A 25,982-nucleotide genomic window follows, 5' to 3' on the forward strand; every position below is an offset into this window, starting at 1 on the left:
CCGCCCGGAGCGGCGCGCATTTTTTCCGATTCGGGACAGTGCCGCCCCGCGCCGGTGCTGCACTGCAGCTTGCCCGCGGGCATTTTTCTTGCTGCACTGGAGGCCCCATCACTTTTTGCTGTCCGACTGCCCATGCACCCTGCTTCGGCCTCTACCGGTCGTGCCTTTTCGCCGCCGGCCACCCGCGGGCCGATGGGCCTGCCGCAGTACCGCGTGCGCACCAGCGACGACGTGGACGAGCACGCCGGCCTCCTTTCGGCCTGGCAGCAGCAGTACGACCAGCTTTCGGGCGGGCGTTTCTCGGGCCGGGTGCGTGAGCTGTGGGTCGATGGCCCGCGGTTGCAGGTGTTCCATGAGCACACCTCGCGGCAGACCAGCCAGCAATGCGCGCCCTGGTCCGGCTCGGTGTGGTTTGGCCTGGCCGACCGCCATTGCCGGCAGCCCCTGCACTTTTGTGGGCAGGCCCAGCGCACCGACCAGGGGCGTGCCTTGTTGCGGGCGCGGGCCAGCGAGGGCTTCGAGCTGCGCACCCCGCCCGATTTCGGCATCTATGGCGTGGTGCTCGACCAGGACTGGCTGCAAGCCCAGGCCGAGGCCGCCGGTCTGGGCCCTGCGGCCCGGGGGCTGGCCCACCCGGCCCAGGCCATCGCCCTGAGCGAAGAGCGGCATGCCGCCCTGTGCCAGACCTTTGAGCAACTGCTGCAGCTCGGACAGGCGGGCGAGGTCGACCTGCCCTGGGGCCGACTGGCCCTGCAGGCCGGGCTTGAGCAGTTGCTGCATCTGCTGTGCGCCGGTCCGGGGGCCGAGGGCGCCGCGCCCCGGCCAGCGGCAGCCCAGCGGCGCTTTGCCCTGGTGATGGCCGCCCGCGAGCTGGCCCGGCAACCCAGCCACGAGGCCCTGGGCGTGGACGAGCTGTGCCAGCGCCTGCACCTGACGCGGCGCACGCTGCAAAACCATTTCCAGGCCGTGCTCGGCGAATCGCCGGCCGAGTTCCTCAAGGCCGTGCGCCTCAATGCCTGCCGGCGCGCCTTGCGGGCCGGGCCGGCCGACGCCTCGGTGCAGACCGTGGCGGCCTGCTGGGGGTTTTCACACATGGGCCACTTCTCGCAGGACTACAAGGCCTTGTTCGGCGAGCTCCCCTCTGAAACCCGGCGCCGCGGCGCGGCGTGCTGAGTGCCCTGAGCTAAGCCCCGGCGGGGCGGCTGGGTCTGAGGCAAAATCAAGGCGCTGTGCTGGTCCCGGCCTCATGCCGCGGGCTTCGCGCCGTGCGCACCGTGCAACCAGGAGAGCCCCATGAACGCCCGTGTTCCTTCTTCCGTCTTCCAGCCCGAGCAGGCCCTGGCCGAGGTCAGCCAGCGTTGGGACAGCGATCTGGTGCGCCAGATCACCGACTACATCGCCATTCCCGCCAAGTCGCCGGCCTTCGCCGCCGACTGGGCCCAGCAAGGCCTGCTCGACACCGTGCTGCGCAATGCCGCGCAATGGGTCGAGGCACAGAAGGTCGAAGGCCTCACGCTGGAGATCATCCGCCTGGAAGGCCGCACCCCGGTGCTGTTCTTCGAGGTGGCCGCCACCCAGGCCCACAGCAGCCAGACCGTGCTGATGTATGGGCACCTGGACAAACAGCCCGAGTTCAGCGGCTGGCGCAACGATCTGGGCCCCTGGACCCCCAAGTACGAAGACGGCAAGCTGTATGGCCGCGGCGGCGCTGATGACGGCTATGCGGTGTACGCCAGCATCGCTGCGGTGCAGGCCCTGAAGGCCCAGAACACGCCCCACCCCCGCATCGTCGGCCTGATCGAGACCTGCGAAGAAAGCGGCTCGTACGACCTGCTGCCCTACATCGACGCCCTGCGCACCCGCCTGGGCGAGGTGGCCCTGGTGATCTGCCTCGACTCGGGCGCGGGCAATTACGACCAGCTCTGGCTCACCACCAGCCTGCGCGGCATGGCCAGCGGTACCCTGAAGGTCGAGATCCTGACCGAGGGCGTGCACTCGGGCGATGCCTCGGGCCTGGTGCCCTCCAGCTTCCGCATCATGCGCCAGGTGCTTGATCGCCTGGAAGACAGCGCCACCGGCCGCCTGCTGCCCGCCAGCTTCCACTGCGAGGTGCCCGCCGAACGCCTGGCCCAGGCCCGGGCCACCGCCGCCATCCTCGGCGACGAGCTGTACAAGCGCTTCCCCTGGGCGCACTACGACTGTGGCGGTGCCAGTACCTTCGCCCTGCCCACCACCACCGACCCGGTGCAGGCCCTGCTGGCCCGCACCTGGACCCCGACCCTGAGCGTGACCGGGGCCGATGGCTTTCCCACCCTGCAGAACGCCGGCAATGTGCTGCGTCCTTACACCGCGTTCAAGCTCAGCTTGCGCCTGCCGCCCCTGGTTCAGGCCGACCGCGCCGTGGCCGAACTCAAGCAACTGCTTGAAGACAACGCCCCCTACCAGGCCAAGGTCACCTTCGAAAGCAATGGCGGCGCCACCGGCTGGAATGCCCCCGACACGGCGCCCTGGTTCGAACAGGCCTTGAATTCGGCCTCGCAGGCGCACTTTGGGTCCTCGTGCGGCTACATCGGCCAGGGGGGCACCATTCCGCTCATGAACATGCTGTCGGCGGGCTTCCCCCAGGCGCAGATGATGGTTTGCGGCGTGCTGGGCCCCAAGAGCAACGCGCATGGCCCCAACGAGTTCCTGCATGTGCCCTACGCCAAGAAGCTCACTGCCGCCGTGGCTCAGGTGATCGCGAGCCTGCCCGCCCCCGCGGCGGGCTGAGCCGGTTCAGGCCATCCGCGCGCAGGCCCGCCATGAGCACCGATTCGACCCTGTCCACTTTCACGGCCTCCGATGGCGAGAACCTGGCGGTGCAGGATTGGCCCCTGGCCGAGGGGCGCGTGCCCCGCGCCGTGGTGCTGCTGGTACACGGCCTGGGTGAGCACGCCGGCCGGTACGACGCGCTGGCCCGCCAGCTCAATGGCTGGGGCTTGGTGGTGCGGGGTTATGACCAGTACGGCCACGGCGAGTCCGGTGGCCCGCGCGGCGGCCTCAGCAGCGACACCCGGCTGATCGACGATCTGGCCGATCTGGTCGAGAGCACCCGGGTGCGGCACCCGCGCGACACCCCGCTGATCCTGCTGGGCCACAGCATGGGCGGCTTGGTGGCGGCCCAGTTCGTGGCCCGCTACGCGAGCCGGGTCGATGGCCTGGTGCTGTCCTCGCCCGCCCTGGATGCCGGCCTCAGCCCGGTGCAAAAGCTGCTGCTGGCCGTGTTGCCGCGCTGGCTGCCCCATCTGCGTGTGGGCAATGGCCTGCAGCCCCGATACCTGTCGCACGACCCCGAGGTGGTGCGTGCCTATCTGGCCGACCCGCTGGTGCACGACCGCATCTCGGCGCGCCTGGCCAGCTTCATCGCCCGGGGGGGGCCGGCCGTGGTGGCCCAGGCGGCGCGCTGGCGCGTGCCCAGCCTGCTGATGTTCGCGGGCGATGATCGCCTGGTGGCGCCCGCAGGCAGTCGGGCCTTTGCCGCCGCCGCTCCCTCGTGCGTCGAAAGCGCTGAGTTCCCGGCGCTCTACCACGAGCTTTTCAACGAGTTGGATCCCGCCCCGGTGCTGGCCTGCCTGCAGGCCTGGCTCGACAAGCACTTCGCGCCACTGCCGGCCTGATCAGGCCCTGGCCAGGCTGCGCCGTTGTTGCCAGCCCAGCCAGCCCAGGCCCAGGCCCGTCAGCAGCACCGGCAGCAGCGAGCCCAGGTTGAGCAGGCTCCAGCCCTGGGTGGTCACCAGAGCACCCGAGGCAAAGGCCGTGAAGGCCATGGTGCCGAACACACAGAAATTGATCGCCGCCTGGGCCCGGTCTTTTTCTTCGGGCCGGTAGGCGCGCATGGCCAGCGTGGTGGCGCCGGTGAACAGTAGGTTCCAGCCCAGGCCGAGCAGGAACAGCGCCACCAGGAACTGCTGCAGCTCCACTCCGCTCAGGGCCACCATCACGCAGGCCGCGTTCAGCAGCACGCCCACCCCCATCACCGGCAAAGGCCCATAGCGCTTGATCAGGTGGCCGGTGACGAAGCCCGGGGCAAACATGCCCACCACGTGCCACTCCAGCACCACGGCTGCATCGTCAAAACCCAGACCGCACACCTGCATGGCCAGCGGGGTGGCGGCCATCAGCAGGTTCATCACGCCGTAGCCCAGTGCCGCGCTCAGGGCCGCCACCACAAACACGGGCTGACGCATGATCTCGCCCAGCGGTCGCCCGACCGGGGCCGATCTGCCCTGTCCGGGCCGGGCCGTTTCAGGAAAGCGGATCAGCGACATGCAGGCCATGGCCAGCAAGGCCACCCCCATCAGCGCTGCATAGGCCCCGGCAAACGGCACGGCACCCAGGTCGCGTGTGTACTTGGCCAGGTTGGGCCCGGCCACGGCACCGATCAGTCCGCCGGCCAGCACCAGCGACACCGCCTTTTCGCGGAACGCGGGGGCGGCCAATTCGGCGGCTGCAAAGCGGTACAACTGGCCATTGGCGCTGTAATAGCCCGCCACCAGGGTGGCCCCGCACAGCAGCCAGAACTGCCGGGTGAGCGCCGCCACCAGGCAGGTCAGCGCCGACACAAACGCCACCGCCAGCCCGATCTGGAACGAGCCCCGACGCCCGAATCGGGTCTGCGAGCGGGCCACCAGGGCGGTGGACAAGGCGCCGCCCACCACATAGCCCATCACCGGCAGGGTGGCCATCCAGCTCACGGGGGCCAGGCTCAGCCCGACCAGGCCGTTGATGGCAATGAACACCACGTTGTTGGTCAGGAACAGGCCCTGACACAGCGTCAGCAGCAACAGGTGGCGATTCATGGACGACTCCGGGGGGCGAAAGGCAAACCGCCTATCGTATCCCGCTGCCCTCTTGAGAAGACTCAGGGCTTGCCCGCGCACTCCGCCAGCAGCCAGTCGCGCAGGGCCTGGACCAGCGGGGTTTCGGCGCGCGCATCGGGCACCACCAGGTGGTAGGCATCAGGCCCTTGCAGGTGCGGGCCTGGCAAGGGCACCAGGGCGCCGCTGTCGATCTCCTCCTGCACCAGAAAGCGCGGCAGCAGCGCCGCCCCCAGGCCATGCACGGCGGCCTGGGCAATCATCGAGAACTGTTCGAAGCGCGGCCCGCGCGCCGCCTGGGCCACCGGGTGGCCGGCCGCCGAAAACCAGTCGGCCCACAGTGTGGGGCGGGTGGTCTGTTGCAGGCGCACGGCGCGCGCCAGATCGGCCACGCGACGCAGGCCCTGCTCGCGCTGGTAGGCCGGGCTGCTCAGGGCCACCACCTCTTCGCGCATCAGGGGGTAGCAGGTGGCGCCGGCCCAGTGCGGCGCGCCGAAATGGATGGCGGCGTCAAAGGGCTCGCTGGCAAAGTCAAAGGGTTCGGTGCGGGTGGCCAGGTTCAGGCTGGCCTGCGGGTGCTGGGCCATGAAGCGGCCCAGCCGCGGGGTCAACCAGCGGGTGCCGAAAGTGGGCAGCACGGCCAGGTTCAGCACCCCGCCGTCGCCGGCAAAGCCCATCACCTTCTGGGTGGTGTCGCTGAGCTGGCGCAGCAGAGGGCGCAGCTCGCCGGCATAGATGCGGCCCGGGTCGGTCAGCACCACCCGCTGGCGCACGCGGTGGAACAGGGCCAGGCCCAGTTGCTCCTCCAGCTGGTGGATCTGGCGCGACACCGCGCCCTGGGTCAGGTGCAGCTCGGCGGCGGCGCGCGAGATGCTGCCGTGGCGCGCCGCGGCTTCAAAGGCCAGCAGGCCGGGGATGGGGGGCAGCAGGTTGCGGCGCAGCATGTGATGTCTTCACGTCATGAGGCAGGCCACACGATAACCCAGGCCAAACCGGGCTTGGGGGCTACTTGATGAGCAATGGGAATCAAGTGCTGAGGATTTATCGGTATCGCAAGTCTCGTCTTTGGCTGATATTGAACGTTTTGTAACCCAACGGCCGCGTCAGACGGCCTCACCCCCAAAGGAGCACGCCCATGACATCGAGCGGTTTCCCGGCCTGGCTGGCCAGATCCCTGAGCAGGTCCTTGAGTCTGGTGCTGGCCACTGGCGCCCTGCTGGCGCAGGCCCAGACCCCCGCACCGGCTGAGGGCACGCTGGACAAGATCCGAACCAGCGGCAAGGTGGTGCTGGGGGTGCGCGAAGCCTCGCCACCCATGGCCTATGCGTTGGGGGCCAACGAGCGTTTTGTGGGCTACCACGTCGAGCTGTGCGAGCGTGTGTTGAAGGACATCGTGCCCAAGGCCCGGCTGGAGTACATGGCCCTGACGGCCCAGAACACGCTGCCGCTGGTGAGCAACGGCACGGTTGACATCGGCTGCGGCCCCACCACCAACAACCTGGCGCGACAGCAGCAGGTGGCCTTCGCCCTGACCACCTATGTCAGCGAGGTGCGCATGGCGGTGCGCGCCGACTCGGGCATCACCTCGGTGGCCCAGCTGGCTGGCCGCACCGTGGCGGCCACCACCGGCACCACGGCGGTCCAGTTGCTGCGCAAACTGGAGCGCGCGCAGAACCTCACGCTCAAGACCTCGCTCGGCAAGGACCACCTGGAGAGCTTTCTGATCCTGGAGTCGGGCCGGGCCGATGCCTTTGTGCTCGATGACAACCTGCTGGCCGGCATCATTGCCAATTCCAAGACGCCCCAGGCCTGGCGCATCGTGGGCGAGCCACTGGGCTCCGAGCCCATCGCCCTGCTGTTCCGCAAGGACGACCCGGCCTTCAAGACGGCGGTGGACGGCGCGATCCGGGCCCTGATGAAATCAGGCGAACTGGATCGCCTGTACGCCAAGTGGTTCCTGGAGCCGATTCCGCCACGCCAGACGCCGCTGAACCTGTCCATGAGCACGGCCCTGCGCCAACTCATTGCCAACCCCAATGACCTGCCTCTTGAAAGTTACGCCGCGCGCTGAGCGGCGGTGCTCCTGACCATGACACACGCCATTCCTTCTTCCCCGAACGCCCGCACCGGGGGCCAGATCCTGGTGGACCAGTTGCTGGCCCACGGGGTGCAGCAGCTTTTCTGCGTGCCCGGCGAAAGCTACCTGGCCGTGCTCGATGCCTTGCACGACGCCGACATCGCGGTGACCGTGTGCCGGCAGGAGGGCGGCGCGGCCATGATGGCCGAGGCCCAGGGCAAGCTCACCGGCCGACCCGGCATCTGCTTTGTCACGCGGGGGCCGGGGGCCACCAATGCGGCCGCCGGCATCCACATCGCGCACCAGGACTCCACGCCCCTGATTCTTTTCGTGGGCCAGGTGGCGCGCGGCGCGATGGGGCGCGAGGCCTTCCAGGAGCTCGATTACGCCGCCGTGTTCGGCACCATGAGCAAGTGGGTGGTGCAGATCGACGACCCGGCCCGGGTGCCCGAGCTGGTGGCGCGCGCCTTCCAGGTGGCCACCTCGGGCCGGCCCGGCCCGGTGGTGGTGGCCTTGCCCGAAGACATGCTGACCCAGGCCGCGAGCGTGGCTGATGCCCAGCCCTTTGCCGTGCCCGAGACGCACCCGGGGCCGGCCGAACTGGCCACGCTGCAGCAGCGCCTGCAGGCCGCCCAGCGGCCCATCGCCATCGTGGGCGGCTCGCGCTGGTCGGCCGAGGCGGCGCGCCAGTTCGAGGCCTTTGCCCTGGCCCACGCGCTGCCCGTGGCCTGTTCGTTCCGGCGCCAGATGCTGTTCAGTGCCGAACACCCCTGCTATGCGGGCGACCTGGGTCTGGGCGTCAACCCGCGCCTGTTGGCCCGCATCCGCGAGGCCGATCTGATCGTGCTGGTGGGGGGGCGCCTGTCCGAGGTGCCCTCGCAAGGCTATGAGCTGCTCGGCATCCCCAACCCCGGCCAGCCGCTGGTGCATGTGCATGCCGATGCCGACGAGCTGGGCCGCCTGTACCGCCCCGAGCTGGCCATCCACGCCACGCCGCAGGCCCTGGCGGCTGCGCTGGCGCAGCTGCCGCTGCCGTCGCCCGTGCCAGACCGGGCCCGGGCTGACGAGGCCCATGCCGATTACCTGCGCTGGAGCGATCCGGCACCCATCCGCATCCCTGGCCCGTTGCAGATGGGCGCGGTGATGCAGCACCTGCGTGAGGCGCTGCCGGCCGACAGCATCTTCTGCAACGGCGCAGGCAATTTCGCCACCTGGGTGCACCGCTTCTGGCCCTTCCGCCACTTCGCCAGCCAGCTGGCGCCCACCAGCGGCTCCATGGGCTATGGCCTGCCGGCCGGCGTGGGTGCCAAGCGCCTGTGGCCGCAGCGCGAGGTGGTGGTGTTTGCCGGCGACGGCGACTTCATGATGCACGGCCAGGAGTTCGCCACGGCGGTGCAGTACGGCCTGCCCCTGATCGTGGTGCTGCTGGACAACGCCATGTACGGCACCATCCGCATGCATCAGGAGCGTGAGTACCCGGGTCGCGTCAGTGGCACCGCCTTGAAGAACCCCGATTTCCGCGCCTATGCGCAGGCTTTCGGCGGCCATGGCGAGCGGGTCGAGCGCACCGAGGACTTCGCCCCCGCCCTGGCGCGGGCCCGGGCCAGTGGCCTGCCGGCCATCCTGCACTGCCTGCTCGACCCCGAGGCCATCACCCCCGCAGGCACCCTGCAGGGGCTGCGCGAGGCGGCACTGGCACGGCGCTGACATCGGCTTGGGCAAGGGGCTGAGGAGGGGGCCGGCGCGTCAGGCCCTGGCAGCAGGCCCTAAACTGCGGGGCCTGTCTTACCCCGGATCGCCTGATGCGTGTCGTGTTTGCGCTGGCCCTGCTGGGCCTGTTCCTTCCTGCTTCGTGGGCCCTGGAGGCCGTGCGCGGCCCCTGGCCAGTGCGTGCCATGACCGGGCCTGAGCCGCTGGGGGCGGGCGTCTCCGCCTGGCATTGGTGGCGCAGCGATCAAGGGCAGTACTTTCTGGCCAGCGCGGCACAGGCCGGTGGCGTGGCCCCAGCCGCGGCCCCGACGCATTTGTGGGCCCTGGAGAGCGACCCCGGGGGCCGGGCTTGCCCCCGACTCAAGGCCCAATCGCCTGAGCGCCTGCAAGAGCCCGAACTGCACCCCCTGCCCGATGAGGAACTGGCCCTGCCCCCGCGTTGCCTCAGTGGCCTGGAAGGCCAGTGCCTGAGCCACGACGGCGCCTTGCGCCTGCGCCTGAGCTTTGAGGGCCAGACCCGCCTGGCCCCGGTGCGCACCGGACAAAAGAGTGAGCAAAAGAGTGAGCAAAGGGGGGCGCACAAGGCCGAGCAAAAAGTCGAGCGCCTCTACACCGGGCGCCGTCGCCTGGTGATCGAGCACGTGCTCAGCGGCGTGCAGGCGGTGTTCGAGGAGCACCTGAAGGACAGCCCGCGCTACACCGTGCTCGGGCCGGCCAGCGTGGTCTACCTGCCCGAGCTCGACAGCGTGGTGCTGCAGGGGCTGGGCCCGGCCACGGCGGCGCGGCGCGAGGCCCGCTTGCACTGCCTGCCCATGCCCTGAGGCGGGCGGGCCCAGGGCTCACTGCCAGAGCCGGTAGCTCCAGAAGCCCTCATCGCGGGCCAGGCGCTGCATCAGATCGTCGGGGGCAAAGCCGGTCACCCGGCGCGTTTCGCGGCACAGGTGCGATTGATCGGCATAGCCGCTCGCCTCAGCCAGTTCGGCCCAGCGTGGGCGCCGGCCTTCTTCGGCCTCGGCCAGGGCCATGAAGAAGGCGCGTTCGGAGCGACCGAAGCCACGCAACTCCCGCATCGGCTGGCCGGCCCATTGCTTGATGCGGCGCTCCACCTGGCGCAGGCTGCGCCCCACCGAGGAGGTGGCAGCGCGCAGCGCCATCGACTGGGCCCAGTCCTGGTAGCGCTGGGCCTGCAGCGGCCATCGCGGGCGCACGGCCTGCCAGCGGGGCTCGATGAAGTCCTCTGCGCAGGCCACGCGGCCGGCGTCATCGGGCAGGGCCAGCACGGCTTCGGCCATGGCCACCCAGTCGGCGGGCAGGGCCTCGCTCAGGGGCCCGATGCGGTCCACCCAGGCACCCACGTCCAGGCCGGTCAGGCTTTGCAGGGCGTCGGGCATGATCATCAGCATCATGCCGGCGGCCGGCCCGGGGCTCCAGGTGATCGAGGGGGCCGTCTGCGGGCCGCTGAACATCAGGCGTGATTCATAGCGGCGTCGTGGCGAGGTCAGCGCGGCCGGTGCGCCCCGAGCCAGCAACTCGCCGTCGCCTTCGAACATCCATCCCACACTGCACAAAGGCGTGGCCGGGAAGTGGCTGAAGCGCTGTTCATCGCTCCAATCCAGGCCCAGGGTGCTGCGAACCATGGTGCCGCGAACACAGGCCACCAGCGAGGCCCTGGGCAGGTACAGGCGGGTTGGTGCACCCAGCAAAGAGGCAGTTGGCAGCATGGGCAGAGTCTAGTTCGGCCGCGCTCCCTGGCCGCCAATGGCCCTGCGATGTCGAGTTTGTTCTATACCCCTGGGGGCAGGGCGCGCACGCTCCTGGGCATGAACCGCCAAAACGCCATTCTCCATCCCACACCCTCCCCTGATCCGAGGGGCGGCGGCCGGGCGACCGATCCCCCGGGGCCGTCCACCCGCTGGCTGGGCCTGCCTCAGTTGCGCGCCCTGCGCCGCGACTACCTGGGCTTTGTCACCGGGTTGCAGCGAGAGCATGGCGACCTCACGCTGATGCGCATCGTGCACGAGCGTGCCTACGACCTGCTCAGCCCCGAGCTGGTGCGCGAGGCCCTGGTCGACAACGCCGAGCACCTGATCCGCTGGGAGCGCGGCATCGAGGTGTTCGAGCAGGTGTTCGGGCGCAGCGTGCTGGTCACCGAGGGCTCGCTCTGGCAGCGCCAGCGCCGCCTGCTGATGCCGGCCTTCAGCCCCAAGCGGGTGGCCGGCTATGCCGGGCTGATGTGCGAAGCCGCAGAAGAAACCCTGGCGCAGGCCTTGCCCCCGGGCCAGCGCCAGGGCCTGGTGGCGATGGAGGCCTTGTTCTCACGCCTGACCATGGACGTGATCCTGCGCACCCTGTTCAGCCACCGGGCCAGTGCCGACGAGGTGCAAAGTGCCAGCCGGGCCACCCAGACCCTGAGCGAGACCGCGATGCGGGAAATGTTCCACCCCATGACCTTGCCCGACTGGTGGCCGCTGCCGGGCAAGCGTGCCAAACGCCAGGCCCTGCGCACGCTGCGCGGGTTGATCGGTCGGCACATCGAGGCCCGCCGAGGCCAGGCCCAACCCGACCGGCACGATGACCTGCTGGCCCGCCTGCTGGCGGCGCGCGACGAAAGCGATGGCAGTGCGCTCAGCCCGGCCGAGGTGTTTGACCAGTGCATGGTCAGCTTCCAGGCCGGTCACGAGACCTCGGCCACTGCCTTGCTGTGGTGGAGCCTGTTGCTGGCGCGCCACCCCGAGGTGGCGCAACGTCTGCACACCGAGGTGGACCAGGTGCTGCAAGGCCGCCTGCCCGGCCCCCAAGACTTGCCTGCCCTGCCCTGGCTGGGCGCCAGCCTGAAGGAGGCCCTGCGCCTGTACCCGCCGGTGGCCGCACTGATGAGCCGTCGCACCGTGCGCGACATCCGGCTGGGCGGCCGGCAGATTCCCCGCGGGGCGGTGCTGCGCATCACGCCCTGGGTGCTGCACCATGACCCGCGCTGGTTCAGCGAGCCCGAGGCTTTTCGCCCCGAGCGCTTTCTGCCCGAGGCCGAGCCACCGGTGCGTGGCGCGTGGATACCGTTCGGTGTGGGGCCGCGGGTCTGCATCGGGCAGCATTTCGCCCTGCTGGAGATGACCGTGGTGGCGGCCATGCTGCTGCAGCGCTTTCGCCTGGTGCTGCCCGAGCCGGCCCCAGCGGCCTTGCCGAAGATGAATGTGACCCTGCGCCCCGACGGGCCGGTGCAACTGCTGTTGCAGGTGCGCCACCCTGGCGGATGATGCGCGCGGGGCAACTCAGCGGGGCGGCTGGGGCTGGTCCGGGGCCGGCAGCGATTCGATCTCGGCCTGAGCCTCGGTGATCAGCCGCTCCAGCAGGGCCTGGCTGGCCGGGCTTTCGAGCAGGGTGTCCCAGTCGGGTTCAGTCGCCGGGGTGGCGGTTTCCGGTGGGTGGGGTGTTTGCGGCGTGTCGGGGCTCATGGTTCAGTCGCCCTCCAGCATGCGAAAGGCGCGGTTGGCCATGCTTTCGCGCGGATGGCGGCTCACTTGGCTGGCGTGCTGAGGGGCAGGGGCCAGGCCCAGGCCGCAGTGCTCGGATTCGAGCACAAAGCAGTTCTGCCCGGGCGGTGGCGTGTGCACGCGGTGGGCGGGCACCTGCCACTTGAAAAAGCGCACTTGCAGCCGCACGCCACGCAACTGGGCTGCCACGCACAAGGCCTCCGCCTGATCGGTGCCCAGCAGGGCCTCGCTGTCGGGCAGCACCTGCTGCCAGCAGGCCAGCACGGTGGCGGTGGCCTGCTCGGCCGGGCTGCGACGCAGGCCTTGCCACAGGGCCCGCAGCCCGAAGGCGGCGGCCAGTCCCATCAGCACCCAACCCAGGATGAGCAGCACGCCCTGGTGGCGCAGCAGTCCGCTGAACAGCCCGGCCAGCGCCGGGGCCAGCAGCATCCACACCACGGCCAGGCCGAACAGGCCCGCGCCCAGGCGGGCCGTGCGGCGGGCCCCCTGGCGGCGCTCGGCGCGCCGATCCTGCAGCTGTTCCTGCAGCGCCTGCAGGCCTTGCCGGGTGCTTTGGCAGCACAGGTCATAGGCCTGGGGTTGGGGCGCGGCTGCCGGGGCGGGGGCTGGCCTGGGCCGGGGGGCGCTGCGGGGCGGCAGGCTGGCGGGGCTGGCGCTGGGACGGGTGTTGGCACGCTCGGCCTGGCGCCGGGCCTCTTCTGCCGCCCAGGACTCGCGTTGCAGCACGCCGTCCATGGCGGTCATGGCCTGGAGGGTGGGTGTGCCCGGCATCACCCCGGCGCGGAACTGCAGGTTCGGGTCGGTGTAGACGCCCAGCAGGGGCGGCTCGGGCGGGGACGGTGGTGGGGGCGGGAAGAAATCCACCTCGGGGGTCGGGGCCGTGGGCCAGGCCCGGGCGTCCAGCTCGTTGCCATCGTGAAAACCTGACATGGAACGGCTCCTTGCAGTGGGGAATGGCGAACCCGGCCTGTGTCCGGCCTCAGTGGCCTGCCGGCGTGACACCGCCGCCGGCCAGGGGGATCAGCGTGCTGGCCAGTTGCCGGGCCAGAGGGGTGAGCCGGCCCTGCTGCAGGCCGTCGTCCCAGGCCAGCAGGCCGGTGTCGCGAAAGCGCTGCAGCACGCTCTTTGCCGTGCCCAGCGCATCGGGGCGCAGGGCCTGCCACAGGGCGTCGACCTCGGTGCGGTTGAACCACGCGCCGGGGTGCTCGGCCAGGGTCATGAACATCCACAGGCGCAGCCGGACCAGACCCGCTGGCCCGTGGAACAGGCCGCGCAGGGCATCGATCAGGGCCGAGGGCGACTCGTTGCGATCCAGCCAGGGCGAGCCGGGGGCTTGTTCCGGGTGCCGGAAGTAGTCGCCCAGGCAGGGTTCGGCGGCCGCGCGATCGGGGCCTGGGAGGGGCTGGCGGCTGGCGGGTGTGGCAGGTGTGGCGGGCAGGTTCAGGTCGGGCAGGGCCAGGTCTTGCAATGACAGCACATTCACTTTCAGTCACCCACCTGGGCCAGCACGGCCAGCGGCGCGGTTTCGGCGCGCAGCACGCGCGCACCCAGGCCGGTGGGCAGGAAACCAGCGGCCACGGCGGCGTCTTCTTCTTCGACCTGCAGCCCGCCTTCGGGGCCATTCAGCAGGGTCAGGGCCCCGCTTTGCCGGGCCAGGCGATGGTGCAGCGGCAGGCTGCCCTCGCGCAACGACAACAGCAGGCGGGCGTCATCGGGCGCTGCCACTGGGGCCGGGTGGCGGCGCAGCCAGTCGGCCAGCTCGGTCACCGGGTGGATCAGGGGCACGCGGTTGCGCCCGCATTGCTCGCAGGCGCCCACGGCCACGGCCTGCCAGTGCGCCACCTTCTTGTCGGCCCGCTCGCCCTTGAGGCGCAGCACGCTGTGGGCACTCATCACCGGGGTCAGGCTGGCAGCGCCCAGCTCGGTGGCTTTCTCGACCAGCCAGTCCATGCGGTCGTTGGCGGGCATGGCCACCACCAGGTGCACCGCCCGGGCCAGTTCGCGCTCGATGGCGTGGTGGGCCCCCACCTCGACCTCGACGTCGGAGCGACCCATGCGCGTCACGGTGGCCTCGAATTCGCCGCCTTCGCCGTTGAACAGGGTGATGACCCCGCCGGGTTGCAGGCGCAGCACCTGCACATGGCGCGCCGTGGCGGCCGGCAGGCTCAGGGTGGCGCCGCTGTGCAGCGCGCTGGGGCAATGGAAGCGCGGCATGCTCACATCCGCCCGTAGGCGAAGCCGGTCAGCACCTGCAGGTTTTCCACCTGGTCGATGAAGCGCAGCAGCGGGCCCAGTTCACGATAACGGCTGGCGGTGGACCGGATGTAGTGGATGAAGCGCGGCGCATCGGCCAGGTAGCGCGGCTTGCCGTCGCGCAGGGTCAGGCGGGCAAAAATGCCGGCCACCTTGAGGTGGCGTTGCAGGCCCATCCATTCCACGCTGCGGTAGAAGCTGCCGAAGTCGCTGTGCCAGTCTTCGAAATCCATCAGGCCGACCTTGCGGGCCTTTTGCCAGTAGCGCACGGTGACATCGAGCACGAAGTCTTCCTCCCAGGTCAGGAAGGCATCGCGCATCAGGCTGGCGATGTCGTAGGTGATGGGGCCGTAGACCGCATCCTGGAAGTCGAGCACGCCCAGCGGACCGGCCACGCCCTGGGCATCGGGCAGCCCGAGCATCAGGTTGCGCGCCATGAAGTCGCGGTGCACATAGACCTTGGGGGCGGCCAGGTTGTGCCGCACGATGGTGTCGAAGGTCTTGCTCAGCATGGCGCGTTGGGTGTCGTCCAGGCCAAACTGACGGTGCTGAGCCAGGTACCAGTCGGGGAACAGCGACAACTCGCGCTGCAGCAGGGCTTCGTCGTAGGCGGGCAGCACATCGGGGCGCGAGGCCTGCTGCCAGCGCACCAGCAGGCTGGTGGCCTGGTCGTACAGCGGCGCGGCGGCCTGGGGCTGGGCGGCGTCCAGCACGCTCATCATGGTGTGCTGGCCCAGGTCGCTGAGCAGCATGAAGCCGTTGGACGGGTCCCATTCGAGCACCTGGGGCACGTTCAGGCCGGCTTCGGCCATCAGTGCGGCCACCTGCACGAAGGGTGCGCAGTTCTCCTTGTCGGGGGGCGCGTCCATCACGATGCGCGGGCCGGCGCTGCCCTGCACCCGCAGGTAGCGGCGGAAGCTGGCGTCGGCCGAGGCCAGGCTCAGGCTGGCCGGCATCAGGCCGTGGCGCGGGGCCACGGCACTCAGCCATGGGTGAAAGGCGGCTTCGCGGGCCGGGTCAGACCAGATCACCGGGGCAGGGGTGTTGGCGGCGGGGGAGTTGGGCACAGGCTGGGTCATGGATAATCGAATTCTACAAACCCGGCCCGGTCTGATTCGGGCTGACCCTGCCTGCCTCTCCCCCCGAGCCCGACCCCTGAATGCCTGCGATGGATGCACCGACCGATGCTTGAACCGAGAAACCACGCCCGGCGGCCCTTCCTTCTCAGCCCGGTGGCCCTGCTGGTGGCCCTGATGTGCCAGGGCGCCTGGGCGCAGTCGGCCGAGCCCGACGACACCCCCGGGCCCAGGCTGCGGACGTCGCCGCTGCTGCAGGAAAAGATTTCGCCCCTGGTGCGCCCCCAGATGCCGACCTTCATCACGGGCGACCAGATCTCCGGCCAGAGCGAGTTGCAGACGGTGGTGGAAGGCCATGGCGAGTTGCGCCGGGCTGACACCGTGATCCGCGGTGACCGACTGGAGTATTTCCAGCCCGACGATCAGGCCCGGGCACGCGGCAATGTGTTCATCAACCGGGCCGGCAACACCTACCAGGGCACCGAACTCGAGCTCAAGGTCGATGCCTTCGAGGGCTTCTTCACCCAGCCGCACTACGAATTTCTGGCCACCCAGGCCTATGGCGACGCGGCCCGCATCGACTTTGTGGGCGAGAACCACATGGTGGTGCGCAACGGCACGTACAGCACCTGCCGCCCCACCCCCGGGCCCGACTGGATGCCGGCCTGGCTGCTGCGCGCCGATGCCGTCAAACTGGACCAGGAGGACAGCATCGGCACGGCCCAGAACGGGGTGCTTGAGTTCTATGGCAAGCCGGTGCTGCACGCCAAGGAACTGAGCTTTCCGCTCAGCGATGCCCGCAAATCGGGCTGGTTGCCGCCCTCGGTGGGGGTGTCCTCGCGCGACGGCATCGAATACACCCAGCCCTATTACTGGAACATCGCGCCCAACCGCGACGCCACCTTCTACCCCACGCTGATGTCCAAGCGCGGGCTGGATCTGGCGGGTGACTTCCGCTACCTCGAAAACGGCTACCGGGGCCAGTTGTGGGGTGACTACATGCCCAGCGACAAGCTGCGCGACAGCTCGCGCTGGGGCTATGCGATCAACCACACCGGCCAGGTGGACACCGGCATCCCCGGCCTGGGTGGGGTGGGTCTGGGCGTGAACCTGAACCGGGTGAGCGACGACAACTACTGGCGCGATTTCAACCGCAGCATCCCCTCGCTGACCCAGCGCCTGCTGCCCAACGATGTCACCGTGACCTGGGCGCGCGAAGAGTACTTTGCGCAGTTTCGTCGCCTCAAGTGGCAGACGCTGCAGGACGTGACCTCGCCGATCACGCCGCCGTACGACCGGGCACCGCAGTTTCTGGGGCGCTACACCAAGAACAACCTGGCGGGTTTCGACCTGATGGTCGAGGGCGACCACACCCAGTTCCAGGCCGATCCGACGCTGACCAGCCAGCCCAACGCCCAGCGCAGCTATGCCCTGACCCAGATCAGCCGGCCCTGGCTGGCGCCGGGCTGGTTCTTCACGCCCAAGCTGCAGCTGTACACCAGCAACTACAGTTTCAGTGCGCCGCTGAGCGATGGCCGCACCTCGGCCGCCCTGTCGGCCCCGACCTTCAGCCTGGATGGGGGCATGTATTTCGAGCGTGACGCCAGCTACTTCGGGCGGGCCTACCGCCAGACGCTGGAGCCGCGGGCCATGTACGTGTACACGCCCTACCGCAACCAGAGCACGCTGCCGGTGTACGACACCGCGCTCAATGACTTCAACTTTGCCACCATCTACACCGAGAACGCCTTCGGTGGCCACGACCGCATCTCTGACAGCAACAAGCTCACCTTGGGTGTGACCAGCCGCCTGCTGGCGCCCGACAGCGGGGCCGAGATCGCCCGCTTCGGCATCGCGCAGCGCCTGTTGTTCCGTGATCAGCTGGTCACCATGCCGGGCGGCACGGCGGTGACCAACCGCGCCAGCGATCTGCTGCTGGGGGCCGCAGTCAATTGGACCCCGCAGTGGATGTTTGACACCACGGTGTCGGTCAACCCCGAGACCAAGGTCACCAACACATCGTCCGTGAGTGCCCGTTACAGCCCCAGCAACTACCGCGTGGTGAATGCCGCCTACCGCTTCCAGCGGGGCAGCAGCGAGCAGGTCGACATCGGCTGGCAATGGCCGCTGAACGACCTGTGGGGCGACAAAGGGGTGGACAAGGGGCCGGGCCGTGGCCTGGGCCCGGGCCGCTGGTACGGTGTGGGGCGCCTGAACTACGACATGATGAACGCCCGCATGGTCGACGCCATCGTGGGCTTTGAGTACGATGCCGACTGCTGGATCGGCCGCGTGGTGCTGGACCGCCTCAACACCACCCTGGTGACGGCCAACACCCGCATCCTGTTCCAGATCGAATTCGTGGGCTTCTCCCGCATCGGGGCCAGCCCCCTGCAGACCTTGCGGCAAAGCATCCCGCGCTACCAGTACCTGCGCGAGCAGGTCACGGCGCCAAGCCGTTTCAGCAACTATGACTAAGGCCCAGGCCAGAGCTTTTCCTTCCATGATGATCCAACGCCTCACCGTTCTGACGCTGGCCTGCCTGACTGCCTTGTCAGCCCAGGCCCAGGGCATCCGCATGCCTGGCAGCGCCTCGTCGTCTGCGTTTGCCCCGGCACCTGCCGTGCGCACCGCCGCCCCCAGCGGCCCGCAGCAGGCCGACTACATCGTGGCCGTGGTCAATTCAGAGCCCATCACCAACAACGAGGTGCGAGCCCGCGTGGCCCGCACGCTGCAGCAACTGGCGCAGCAGGGCACCACCCCGCCCGCCGCCGCTGAACTTGATCGCCTGGTGCTGGAGCGCATGATCGGCGAGAAGGCCCAGGCACAGCTGGCCACCGAGCAGGGCCTGAAGGTCGAGGAAGGCGCGATCGACCTGGCCGAGCAGAACATTGCCCGCCAGAACCAGCTCACCGTGGCCGAACTGCGCAAGCGCCTGAGCCAGGACGGCCTGGCCATCAAGCAGTTGCGCGACGACCTGCGCACCCAGCTGCTGCTGGCCCGCCTGCGTGAGCGCGAGGTGGAGCCCCGTGCCAAGGTCACCGACCTGGAAGTTGACCAGTTCCTGCAAGAGCAACTGGCCCGCCAGTCGCTGGCCCAGCAGGAGATCAACCTGGCCCAGGTGCTGGTGGCGGTGCCTGAAGGCGCCTCGGCCGAGGCGGTGGCCAACCTCAAGGCCCGTGCCGACCGCGTGGCCGCCCAGGCCCGTGCCGGGGTCGACTTTGCCACCCTGGCGCGCGACTATTCCGATGGCACCGACCGCACCCGTGGCGGCGAAATGGGCCTGCGCGCGGCCGAACGCTACCCCGAGATCTTCATCAATGCCGTCAAGGACGCCCCGGTGCAGTCCATCGTCGGCCCGGTCCGCAGCGGCGCCGGCTTCCACATCCTCAAGGTGATCGATCGCAACGATCCCAAGCCGGCGGTGGTGACCGTGCCGCAGTCGCGTGCCCGCCACATCCTGCTGCGCACCGGCCCCAAGCTCAGCGAGAGCGCCGCCGTGGCCCTGATCAAGGGCTACCGCCAGCGCATCGTCGAGGGCGGTGCCAATTTTGCCGACCTGGCGCGCGAACACTCGCAGGACGGCAGCGCCAAGCAAGGCGGTGACCTGGGTTGGGTCAACCCGGGTCAGTTCGTGCCCGAGTTCGAAGAGGTGATGAACCGCCTGGAGCCCGGCGAGGTCAGCGAGCCGGTGGTGTCGCGCTTCGGTGTGCACCTGATCCAGTTGATGGAGCGACGCGACGCGCCGATGTCCCAGCGCGACCAGCGCGAAGTGGCGCGCAACATGCTGCGCGAAAAGAAGATGGAAGAGGCTTACGCGACCTGGGCCCAGGAGGTGCGTGACCGCGCCTATGTGGAACTGCGTGACCCGCCGCAATAAGCCATGAAACACATCCCCCGCAAGCGCTTCGGCCAGCACTTTCTGTCCGACCGCGCCATCATCGACGGCATCGTCGACGAGATCGCGCCGCAAGCCGGCCAACCCATGGTCGAGATCGGCCCCGGCCTCGCCGCGCTGACCCAGCCGCTGGTCGAACGCGTTGGCCGCCTCACCGTGATCGAGCTGGACCGCGACCTGGCGCGCCGCCTGCGCGAGCACCCCCAGCTCAACGTGGTCGAATCAGACGTCTTGAAGGTCGATTTCACCGCCCTGGCCCAAAGCCTGGGCGTGCCGCGCCTGCGCGTGGTGGGCAACCTGCCCTACAACATCTCCACGCCTATCCTGTTTCACCTGCTGGAGCATGTGGCGGTGGTCGAAGACCAGCACTTCATGCTGCAAAAAGAGGTCATCGATCGCATGGTGGCCGGGCCCAGCACCTCGGACTACGGCCGCCTGAGCGTGATGCTGCAGTGGCGCTATGCCATGCAGAACGTGTTGTTTGTTCCGCCCGAGAGCTTTGATCCGCCCCCCCGGGTGGACAGCGCCGTGGTGCGCATGGTGCCGCGCGCCGAGCCGGCCCCCTTGAACCCCAAGCTGCTTGAAGAACTGGTGCAGGTGGCTTTCAGCCAGCGCCGCAAGCTGCTGCGCCACACGCTGGGCCGCTGGCTGGAGGCACGTGGCTTCGGCGGCGAGTTCAACACCCAGCGCCGGGCCGAAGAAGTGCCGGTGGCCGAGTACGTGGCGCTGGCGCAGTCGCTTTGATTCAGCCGGATTGATTCAGGCGCTCTGATCCCGTCGCGGCAAGGCGCCCCTGCTCAGGGCGCCCCGGGGCAGGCCGGCTCAGAAGGTTTCCCAATCGTCTTCCTGGCCCGCGGCCGCCTTGGCCTGTGGCTTGGCGGCGCTCTGGTGCGCCAGGGCCGCGGGCTTGGCCGCAGCCGGGGGCGAGGCCTTGGCTCGGTCCGGGCCAGCCACCTGTGCCGGTGCGGCCTGATTGCGTGGCAGCGGGGCTGGCGTGGCGCGGCTGATCGGCGCCGGCATGGGTTTGGACGTGGCGCGGCGCAGGGCGGCGGGCTCGCCGGCGCCCAGGCGGAACTTGCGCACCAATTGCTCCAGTTGCTCGGCCTGCGTCTGCATGGATTGGGCCGCGGCGGCTGATTCTTCCACCAGGGCGGCGTTCTGCTGGGTCACCTGGTCGAGCTGGGCCACGGCCGAGTTGACCTCGCTGAGGCCGCCGCTTTGCTCGCCGGTGGCCTGGGTGATGTCGGCCACGATGTGGGCCACACGCTGAACCGAGACCACCACCTCGCTCATGGTGCTGCCAGCTTGCTGCACCAGCTCCGAGCCCGACTCGACCTTGGCCTCCGAGGCTCCGATCAGGGTCTTGATTTCACGCGCGGCCTGGGCTGCACGCTGGGCCAGGCTGCGCACCTCGCCGGCCACCACGGCAAAGCCCCGGCCTTGTTCGCCCGCCCTGGCGGCTTCAACGGCCGCATTGAGGGCCAGGATGTTCGTCTGAAAGGCAATGCCGTCGATCACGCCCGTGATGTCACCGATCTTGCGCGAGGCGGTGCGAATCTCCTCCATCGTGCTCACCACCCGAGACACCACCTGCCCGCCCTGCTCGGCCACCTGGGAGGCCGAGCCGGCCAGCGCGCTGGCCTGGCGTGAGGACTCGGCTGATTGCTGCACGTTGTGCGTCAGGGCCTCCATCGAGGACGAGGTCTTTTGCAGATTGGCCGCGGTCTGTTCGGTGCGGTGCGACAGGTCGTTGTTGCCGCTGGCGATCTCGCTGCTGGCGGTGGCAATGTTCTCGGTGGCCTGCATCACCTGCTTGACCAGATCGCGCAGGGATTCCTGCATCTGACCCATGGCGCTGACGAGCTGGCCGATCTCGTCGTCCGAGTCGCTGCGCACTTCGTTGGACAGGTCACCCTCCGCAATGCGTTCAGCCAGATCACGTGCTTTGGTGATGGAGCGGGCCAGTCCGCGAACGCTGAACACGGTCAGCGGGATCAGCACCACCAGGGCCACCACCAGCAGGGCCACGATCAGCGAGCCCAGGCGGTAGATGTCGCGCTGCATGTCGGCTTCGGCGTTGTGCATGGCTTCGCTGGCCTGGTGGCTCAGTTGCGACAGGCCCTGGTCGGCGGCTTCCATGTGCTTCTTTAGCCGATCGGCATAGGCACCGGCCGCGGCCCCGTCGATCTGGGCCCGTTCCACTTGTTCGAGGATGGGGGTCAGGCCGGTCTCGTATTCCTTCAGGGCGGCCACCACTTGCTTGAGCGCCTCCGTCTGGGCGCTGTCACCGGTGTTCTGGCTTTGCAGGGTGCCGGTGGCGCTCAACAGGCTGCCCAACTGCTTTTTCCAGGCTTCGCGCAGGTTGGCCACTTCCACGCTGTTGTTGAAGTTGATGATGATGTCCTTCTCGCTGCGGCGGATGTCGGCGGCCTTGAGCCGCAGTTCGTCGAGCGAGGTGAGGGTTTGGACTTTTTGCTCCAGCAAGGTCTTCAGGGTGCCTTGGGTGCTGTGCAGGGCCCAGAAACCGGTCAGGCCGATGACGGTCAGCAGCAGCAGAGAGAAGCCGGTACCGAAGTAAAGGCGGGCCCGGATGGATAGTCGGTTCAGTAAGTTCATAGGCACCTTTTGGGTCGTGTTGTTATGGCTTGGGCGAGCGCGACACCAAGTGGGTATTTGGAGGGCTGCCCTGCGTCAGGAGCGCGAATGGTGCCTGCACGAGTCGTGCCATGCAAGCAGGGCTTGCCCGCAAACACCAGGGTTTTTTGAAGGCCTGATCGACAAGGCGAACCGAGGTGGCAAAAAAAAACCCGCAGTGCGCAACTGCGGGTTCTTTGACGAGGGGACTGGTGAGGCGTTTCAGGCCGCCGACAGCCAGTAGCCGGCATTGAAAGGGCTGCTCATGCGCAGCGCCTGGGGCGAGACGTCCACCAGTTTGTCGGTGGGCATGCGGTCGCCGTTGTCTGAGCTCAGAGCAATACCGGTCAGGGTCTTGCCGACTTCAGCCTCGTTGGCCCGTTCTGCTTGGCCAGCTTGTGCAGAACGGGCTACAGAAAAGAATAGAAACATCGGAAGGGAATCTTCCGGTCGCTCCAGTAGTCAGCGGCATCCCGGAAGATGTCCAGCAATTGCTCTCGGGCTTCCTTGTCGAACTTGGCGTGGGCCGGAATCTGTTCCAGCACCACGATGAAGCCTGGCTGCGGGCCCGATTTGTGCAAGGGATCGGTCATGCAGTCATACAAGGCGTCAAAGTTCTTGCCGAAGTGCGCCGGGAAGGTGAATTGCGCCGCAATCATGTCCAGCACGTCCTGTTTGGACTGTGCATTGGCCAGATTGGCGTATAGAAAGTGCTGGCCCAGGTCGCGCGCTGCTTCCTGAAGGTCTTGTACCCGAAAGGCCCGAATCGACTGAACGATGTTGGTTCGAACGGTACGAAGTGGCGTATCCATCTCCGCTTCTCTTTCTCTATGGTCAAAAAAAATGGGCCTGGCCATGCTGTCGGCCCCGGCACAGGCCTGAGGCGCCTTCACGGCGGCGGTGATCTCAAGGGTCATTCGACGATGCGGCGAAAGCTCGCATAGTGGTCTTGGCTGTAGTAGCAGGCTTCGGGCGCCCTGATCTGGCGGCCCCCGCAGACAATGCGCCGGGCACCCCGGTCACGCGAGCCTGGAGTCTGAACGGTGTATTCATGGTAGAAGCCGCGCGGCTGATGAGGCAGGATCCGCTCGCGGTTGCCAAAGACCACACCATCCTTCTCGAAGGGAAAAGGCCCCCCGGACAGGATCAATTGATAGGTCTGGCGCCCTTGCGCCGGCAATTCCGCCAGGGAGATCGTGGCCTGGCCACCGATCGCGGGCGCCTCTCGGGAATGCACCAGAGTGGTGCCCGAGAGCGCCGCTGCCAACATCAGACAAACCAGCAGGAATTGGCTTGTTCTTGCGGCAACTTTTCGCAGCATGAAATAACACCTTTCAGAAACTCCGGGTAAACCCCAAAATTTCAAGGTCGCAAGTTTGACGTATCTGGTCCTGAAAAGCAAGCGGCTGCCCAAAAAATGGGCAGCCGCGCTCGGGTTTACGTCGTCTAAAAGTTAGCGCTCGCTATGGAGCAGCCGCTTACCGGGATGCGTTGGCGTCGGCCACCGTCAGGGCTGTCATGTTCACGATCCGGCGCACCGTGGTGCTGGCCGTGAGGATGTGCACGGGCTGTGCCGCGCCCAGCAGCACCGGGCCGATGGCGATGTTGCCGCCGGCGGCGGTTTTCAGCAGGTTGTACGAGATGTTGGCCGCATCGATGTTGGGCAAGACCAGCAGGTTGGCGCTGCCCAAAAGGGTGCTGTGCGGCATCAGGGCCTCGCGGGCGGCACCATCAAGGGCCACGTCGCCGTGCATTTCGCCGTCCACTTCCAGCCACGGGGCCTGTTCGCGCAGCAGCTCCAGGGTGCGGCGCATCTTCACTGCGCTGGGCTGGCTGCTGCTGCCGAAGTTCGAGTGCGACAGCAGCGCGGCCTTGGGCTTGATGCCGAAGCGCATCATTTCCTCGGCGGCCATGATGGTGATTTCGGTCAATTGCTCGGCCGTCGGGTCGTAGTTGACGTGGGTGTCGACCAGGAACAACTGGCGGTCGGGCAGCAGCAGACCGTTCATGCAGGCGTAGGTGCTGACGCCCGGGCGCTTGCCGATCACCTGATCCAGGTAGTTCAGGTGCAGCGTGGTGTGGCCCCAGGTGCCGGCAATCAGGCCGTCGACCTCGCCCTTGTGCAGCAGCATGGCGCCGATCAGCGACAGGCGGCGACGCATCTCGATCTTGGCGATCGGTACCGTGATGCCCTTGCGCTCGGTCATGCGGTGGTAGGTCTGCCAGAAGTCGCGGTAGCGGTGGTCGTTCTCGACGTTGACCACGTCATAGTCGCGGCCTTCCTGCAGGCGCAGGCCGAACTTCTCGATGCGCTCGGCGATCACGGCCGGGCGGCCGATCAGGGTTGGGCGGGCCAGGCCCTCGTCAACCACGATCTGGGCGGCGCGCAGCACGCGCTCTTCTTCACCCTCGGCATACGCCACACGCTTCTTGGCGGCGGCCTTGGCGGCGGTGAAGATGGGCTTCATGGTGGTGCCCGAGGCGTAGACGAAGCTTTGCAGCTTGTCGCGGTAGGCATCCAGGTCCTTGACAGGGCGCAGGGCCACACCGCTGTCGGCGGCGGCCTGGGCCACGGCCGGCGCGATCTTCATCATCAGGCGCGGGTCGAAGGGCTTGGGAATCAGGTATTCAGGGCCAAACGCCAGGGGGTGGCCCACGTAGGCGGCGGCCACCACTTCGCTTTGCTCGGCCTGGGCCAGCTCGGCAATCGCGTGCACGGCCGCAATCTCCATCTCGACCGTGATGGTCGAGGCGCCCGCATCCAGGGCGCCACGGAAGATGTACGGGAAGCACAGGACGTTGTTGACCTGGTTGGGGTAATCGGTGCGGCCCGTGGCCATGATGGCGTCATCGCGCACCGACTTGACTTCTTCGGGCAGGATTTCGGGGGTGGGGTTGGCCAGCGCGAAGATCAGCGGGTTGGCAGCCATCTTGGCCACCATCTCGGGCTTGAGCACGCCACCGGCCGACAGACCCAGGAAGACGTCGGCGCCTTCGATGATCTGGCCCAGGGTGCGGGCATCGGTCTTCTGGGCGAACTGGATCTTGTCCTCGTCCATCAGTTCGGTGCGGCCTGCATAGACCACGCCGGCCAGATCGGTCACATAGATGTTTTCGCGCGGCAGACCCAGCTTGAGCAGCAGGCTCAGGCAGGCGAGCGCTGCGGCGCCAGCGCCCGAGGTGACGAGCTTGACCTGCTTGATGTCCTTGCCCACGACCTTCAGGCCGTTGAGCAGGGCCGCGCCCACCACGATGGCGGTGCCGTGCTGGTCGTCGTGGAAGACGGGGATCTTCATGCGTTCGCGCAGCTTGCGCTCGACGTAGAAGCAGTCGGGGGCCTTGATGTCTTCGAGGTTGATGCCGCCGAAGGTGGGCTCCAGCGAAGCAATGATGTCGACCAGCTTGTCCAGGTCTTTCTGCTCGTCGATCTCGATGTCGAACACATCGATGCCGGCAAACTTCTTGAACAGCACGCCCTTGCCTTCCATGACGGGCTTGGCGGCCAGCGGGCCGATGTTGCCCAGGCCCAGCACGGCGGTGCCGTTGGTGATCACGGCCACCAGGTTACCGCGGCTGGTGTACTTGAAGGCAGCGTTCGGATCCTTGACGATTTCCTCGCAGGGGGCTGCGACGCCGGGGGAGTAGGCCAGGGCCAGATCGTGCTGGTTGACCAGTTGCTTGGTGGCGGCAATGGCCACCTTGCCGGGGGTCGGCAGCTCGTGGTATTCCAGTGCGGCGCGCCGCAATTCAGCGCGCTGTTCTTCTTTGTTGGCCTGTGGGTTGATGGGCATCCAATGTCTCCTGCTGGCTTGCTGGGGCTGGGGTCGCGCACCGGTGGCGGCCTGTCCGGACTCGCAAGGGTTCGCGATTGTAGACCCACCTGGGGGGAAACCCTAGTCAGTAAATCTGCGTAAAAAGGTGAATGGGTTTTGACTATTTGGCAAAAGCCCGTGCCTTGAGCGGTGGGCTGTTGCTGGCCCCATTCTG

General features: G+C 68.2%; 22 protein-coding genes. 10 read left to right on the top strand and 12 right to left on the bottom strand.

What is annotated here, in order from left to right; genetic code table 11:
• Positions 1 to 132 precede the first annotated feature (132 nt).
• From AC07VS_RS10360 to AC07VS_RS10370, 3 genes are all read left to right on the top strand, one after another.
• A complete protein-coding gene (locus AC07VS_RS10360) occupies positions 133 to 1,173 on the top strand; it encodes a helix-turn-helix domain-containing protein (RefSeq protein WP_492348544.1) in 1,041 nt (346 codons plus the stop codon).
• 120 nt (positions 1,174 to 1,293) lie between these two features.
• Positions 1,294 to 2,769 carry a M20 family metallopeptidase gene (locus AC07VS_RS10365; RefSeq protein ID WP_494655807.1) on the top strand — a complete coding sequence of 492 codons (1,476 nt, stop codon included), beginning with the start codon at positions 1,294 to 1,296 and terminating at the stop codon, positions 2,767 to 2,769.
• Positions 2,770 to 2,801: 32 nt separating this feature from the next.
• Positions 2,802 to 3,656: an alpha/beta hydrolase gene (locus AC07VS_RS10370; RefSeq protein ID WP_494750903.1), complete on the top strand. Its 855-nt coding sequence runs from the start codon at positions 2,802 to 2,804 to the stop codon at positions 3,654 to 3,656.
• Here AC07VS_RS10370 and AC07VS_RS10375 read toward each other — a convergent pair whose 3' ends face one another.
• Positions 3,657 to 4,838, bottom strand: coding sequence for an MFS transporter (locus AC07VS_RS10375; protein WP_492348541.1), 1,182 nt, complete (start codon positions 4,836 to 4,838; stop codon positions 3,657 to 3,659). It lies immediately after the preceding gene.
• Positions 4,839 to 4,900: 62 nt separating this feature from the next.
• Positions 4,901 to 5,800 (bottom strand): LysR substrate-binding domain-containing protein, encoded by a 900-nt coding sequence (locus AC07VS_RS10380; RefSeq protein ID WP_492348540.1) that lies wholly within the window; start codon positions 5,798 to 5,800, stop codon positions 4,901 to 4,903.
• Positions 5,801 to 5,991: 191 nt separating this feature from the next.
• Between AC07VS_RS10380 and AC07VS_RS10385 the strand changes: the two genes are divergently transcribed.
• From AC07VS_RS10385 to AC07VS_RS10395, 3 genes are all read left to right on the top strand, one after another.
• Positions 5,992 to 6,927, top strand: a complete 936-nt coding sequence (locus AC07VS_RS10385; protein ID WP_494750904.1) for an amino acid ABC transporter substrate-binding protein — start codon at positions 5,992 to 5,994, stop codon at positions 6,925 to 6,927.
• 18 nt (positions 6,928 to 6,945) lie between these two features.
• Positions 6,946 to 8,640, top strand: a complete 1,695-nt coding sequence (locus AC07VS_RS10390; RefSeq protein WP_492348538.1) for a thiamine pyrophosphate-binding protein — start codon at positions 6,946 to 6,948, stop codon at positions 8,638 to 8,640.
• 95 nt (positions 8,641 to 8,735) lie between these two features.
• The gene (locus AC07VS_RS10395; RefSeq protein ID WP_492348537.1) at positions 8,736 to 9,464 is read left to right on the top strand and encodes a hypothetical protein; all 729 of its coding nucleotides are present in this window, start codon (positions 8,736 to 8,738) and stop codon (positions 9,462 to 9,464) included.
• An 18-nt stretch (positions 9,465 to 9,482) separates the two neighbouring features.
• Here AC07VS_RS10395 and AC07VS_RS10400 read toward each other — a convergent pair whose 3' ends face one another.
• Entirely contained in the window at positions 9,483 to 10,364 is an 882-nt protein-coding gene (locus AC07VS_RS10400; RefSeq protein ID WP_492348536.1) for an AraC family transcriptional regulator, read from the bottom strand.
• A gap of 99 nt (positions 10,365 to 10,463) precedes the next feature.
• Between AC07VS_RS10400 and AC07VS_RS10405 the strand changes: the two genes are divergently transcribed.
• Positions 10,464 to 11,897: a cytochrome P450 gene (locus AC07VS_RS10405; RefSeq protein ID WP_494750905.1), complete on the top strand. Its 1,434-nt coding sequence runs from the start codon at positions 10,464 to 10,466 to the stop codon at positions 11,895 to 11,897.
• 15 nt (positions 11,898 to 11,912) lie between these two features.
• Here the strand turns inward: AC07VS_RS10405 and AC07VS_RS10410 are convergent, their stop codons facing one another.
• Genes AC07VS_RS10410 through AC07VS_RS10430 form a run of 5 tightly spaced genes read right to left on the bottom strand, consistent with a single transcriptional unit; the run spans position 11,913 to position 15,466 of the window.
• On the bottom strand, positions 11,913 to 12,095 hold the full coding sequence (locus tag AC07VS_RS10410) for a hypothetical protein (RefSeq protein WP_494750906.1): 183 nt from the start codon (positions 12,093 to 12,095) through the stop codon (positions 11,913 to 11,915).
• Positions 12,096 to 12,098: 3 nt separating this feature from the next.
• On the bottom strand, positions 12,099 to 13,064 hold the full coding sequence (locus AC07VS_RS10415; protein WP_494750907.1) for a hypothetical protein: 966 nt from the start codon (positions 13,062 to 13,064) through the stop codon (positions 12,099 to 12,101).
• 49 nt (positions 13,065 to 13,113) lie between these two features.
• Positions 13,114 to 13,611, bottom strand: a complete 498-nt coding sequence (locus tag AC07VS_RS10420; RefSeq protein WP_494750908.1) for a hypothetical protein — start codon at positions 13,609 to 13,611, stop codon at positions 13,114 to 13,116.
• Between the two features lie 8 nt (positions 13,612 to 13,619).
• Positions 13,620 to 14,348 (bottom strand): 16S rRNA (uracil(1498)-N(3))-methyltransferase, encoded by a 729-nt coding sequence (locus AC07VS_RS10425; RefSeq protein ID WP_492348531.1) that lies wholly within the window; start codon positions 14,346 to 14,348, stop codon positions 13,620 to 13,622.
• Positions 14,349 to 14,350: 2 nt separating this feature from the next.
• Positions 14,351 to 15,466 (bottom strand): aminoglycoside phosphotransferase family protein, encoded by a 1,116-nt coding sequence (locus AC07VS_RS10430; protein ID WP_494750909.1) that lies wholly within the window; start codon positions 15,464 to 15,466, stop codon positions 14,351 to 14,353.
• A 105-nt stretch (positions 15,467 to 15,571) separates the two neighbouring features.
• On the opposite strand from AC07VS_RS10430, the gene AC07VS_RS10435 reads away from it, so the two are divergent.
• The 3 genes from AC07VS_RS10435 to rsmA are packed head-to-tail and all read left to right on the top strand — an operon-like array spanning position 15,572 to position 20,105.
• Positions 15,572 to 17,941, top strand: coding sequence for an LPS-assembly protein LptD (locus AC07VS_RS10435; RefSeq protein WP_494750910.1), 2,370 nt, complete (start codon positions 15,572 to 15,574; stop codon positions 17,939 to 17,941).
• Between the two features lie 25 nt (positions 17,942 to 17,966).
• Entirely contained in the window at positions 17,967 to 19,343 is a 1,377-nt protein-coding gene (locus tag AC07VS_RS10440) for a peptidylprolyl isomerase (protein ID WP_494750911.1), read from the top strand.
• A gap of 3 nt (positions 19,344 to 19,346) precedes the next feature.
• Complete coding sequence (gene rsmA, locus AC07VS_RS10445; RefSeq protein WP_494750912.1) at positions 19,347 to 20,105, top strand: 16S rRNA (adenine(1518)-N(6)/adenine(1519)-N(6))-dimethyltransferase RsmA; 759 nt, start codon at positions 19,347 to 19,349, stop codon at positions 20,103 to 20,105.
• A 78-nt stretch (positions 20,106 to 20,183) separates the two neighbouring features.
• Here the strand turns inward: rsmA and AC07VS_RS10450 are convergent, their stop codons facing one another.
• From AC07VS_RS10450 to AC07VS_RS10465, 4 genes are all read right to left on the bottom strand, one after another.
• The gene (locus AC07VS_RS10450; protein WP_494750913.1) at positions 20,184 to 21,977 is read right to left on the bottom strand and encodes a methyl-accepting chemotaxis protein; all 1,794 of its coding nucleotides are present in this window, start codon (positions 21,975 to 21,977) and stop codon (positions 20,184 to 20,186) included.
• 428 nt (positions 21,978 to 22,405) lie between these two features.
• Positions 22,406 to 22,852, bottom strand: a complete 447-nt coding sequence (locus AC07VS_RS10455; protein WP_492348640.1) for a barstar family protein — start codon at positions 22,850 to 22,852, stop codon at positions 22,406 to 22,408.
• Between the two features lie 56 nt (positions 22,853 to 22,908).
• Positions 22,909 to 23,316, bottom strand: a complete 408-nt coding sequence (locus tag AC07VS_RS10460; protein ID WP_492348525.1) for a guanyl-specific ribonuclease — start codon at positions 23,314 to 23,316, stop codon at positions 22,909 to 22,911.
• Positions 23,317 to 23,473: 157 nt separating this feature from the next.
• Entirely contained in the window at positions 23,474 to 25,786 is a 2,313-nt protein-coding gene (locus AC07VS_RS10465) for an NADP-dependent malic enzyme (RefSeq protein ID WP_492348524.1), read from the bottom strand.
• Positions 25,787 to 25,982: the final 196 nt, after the last annotated feature.

The organism is Curvibacter sp. GW821-FHT01G03 (assembly GCF_059422285.1).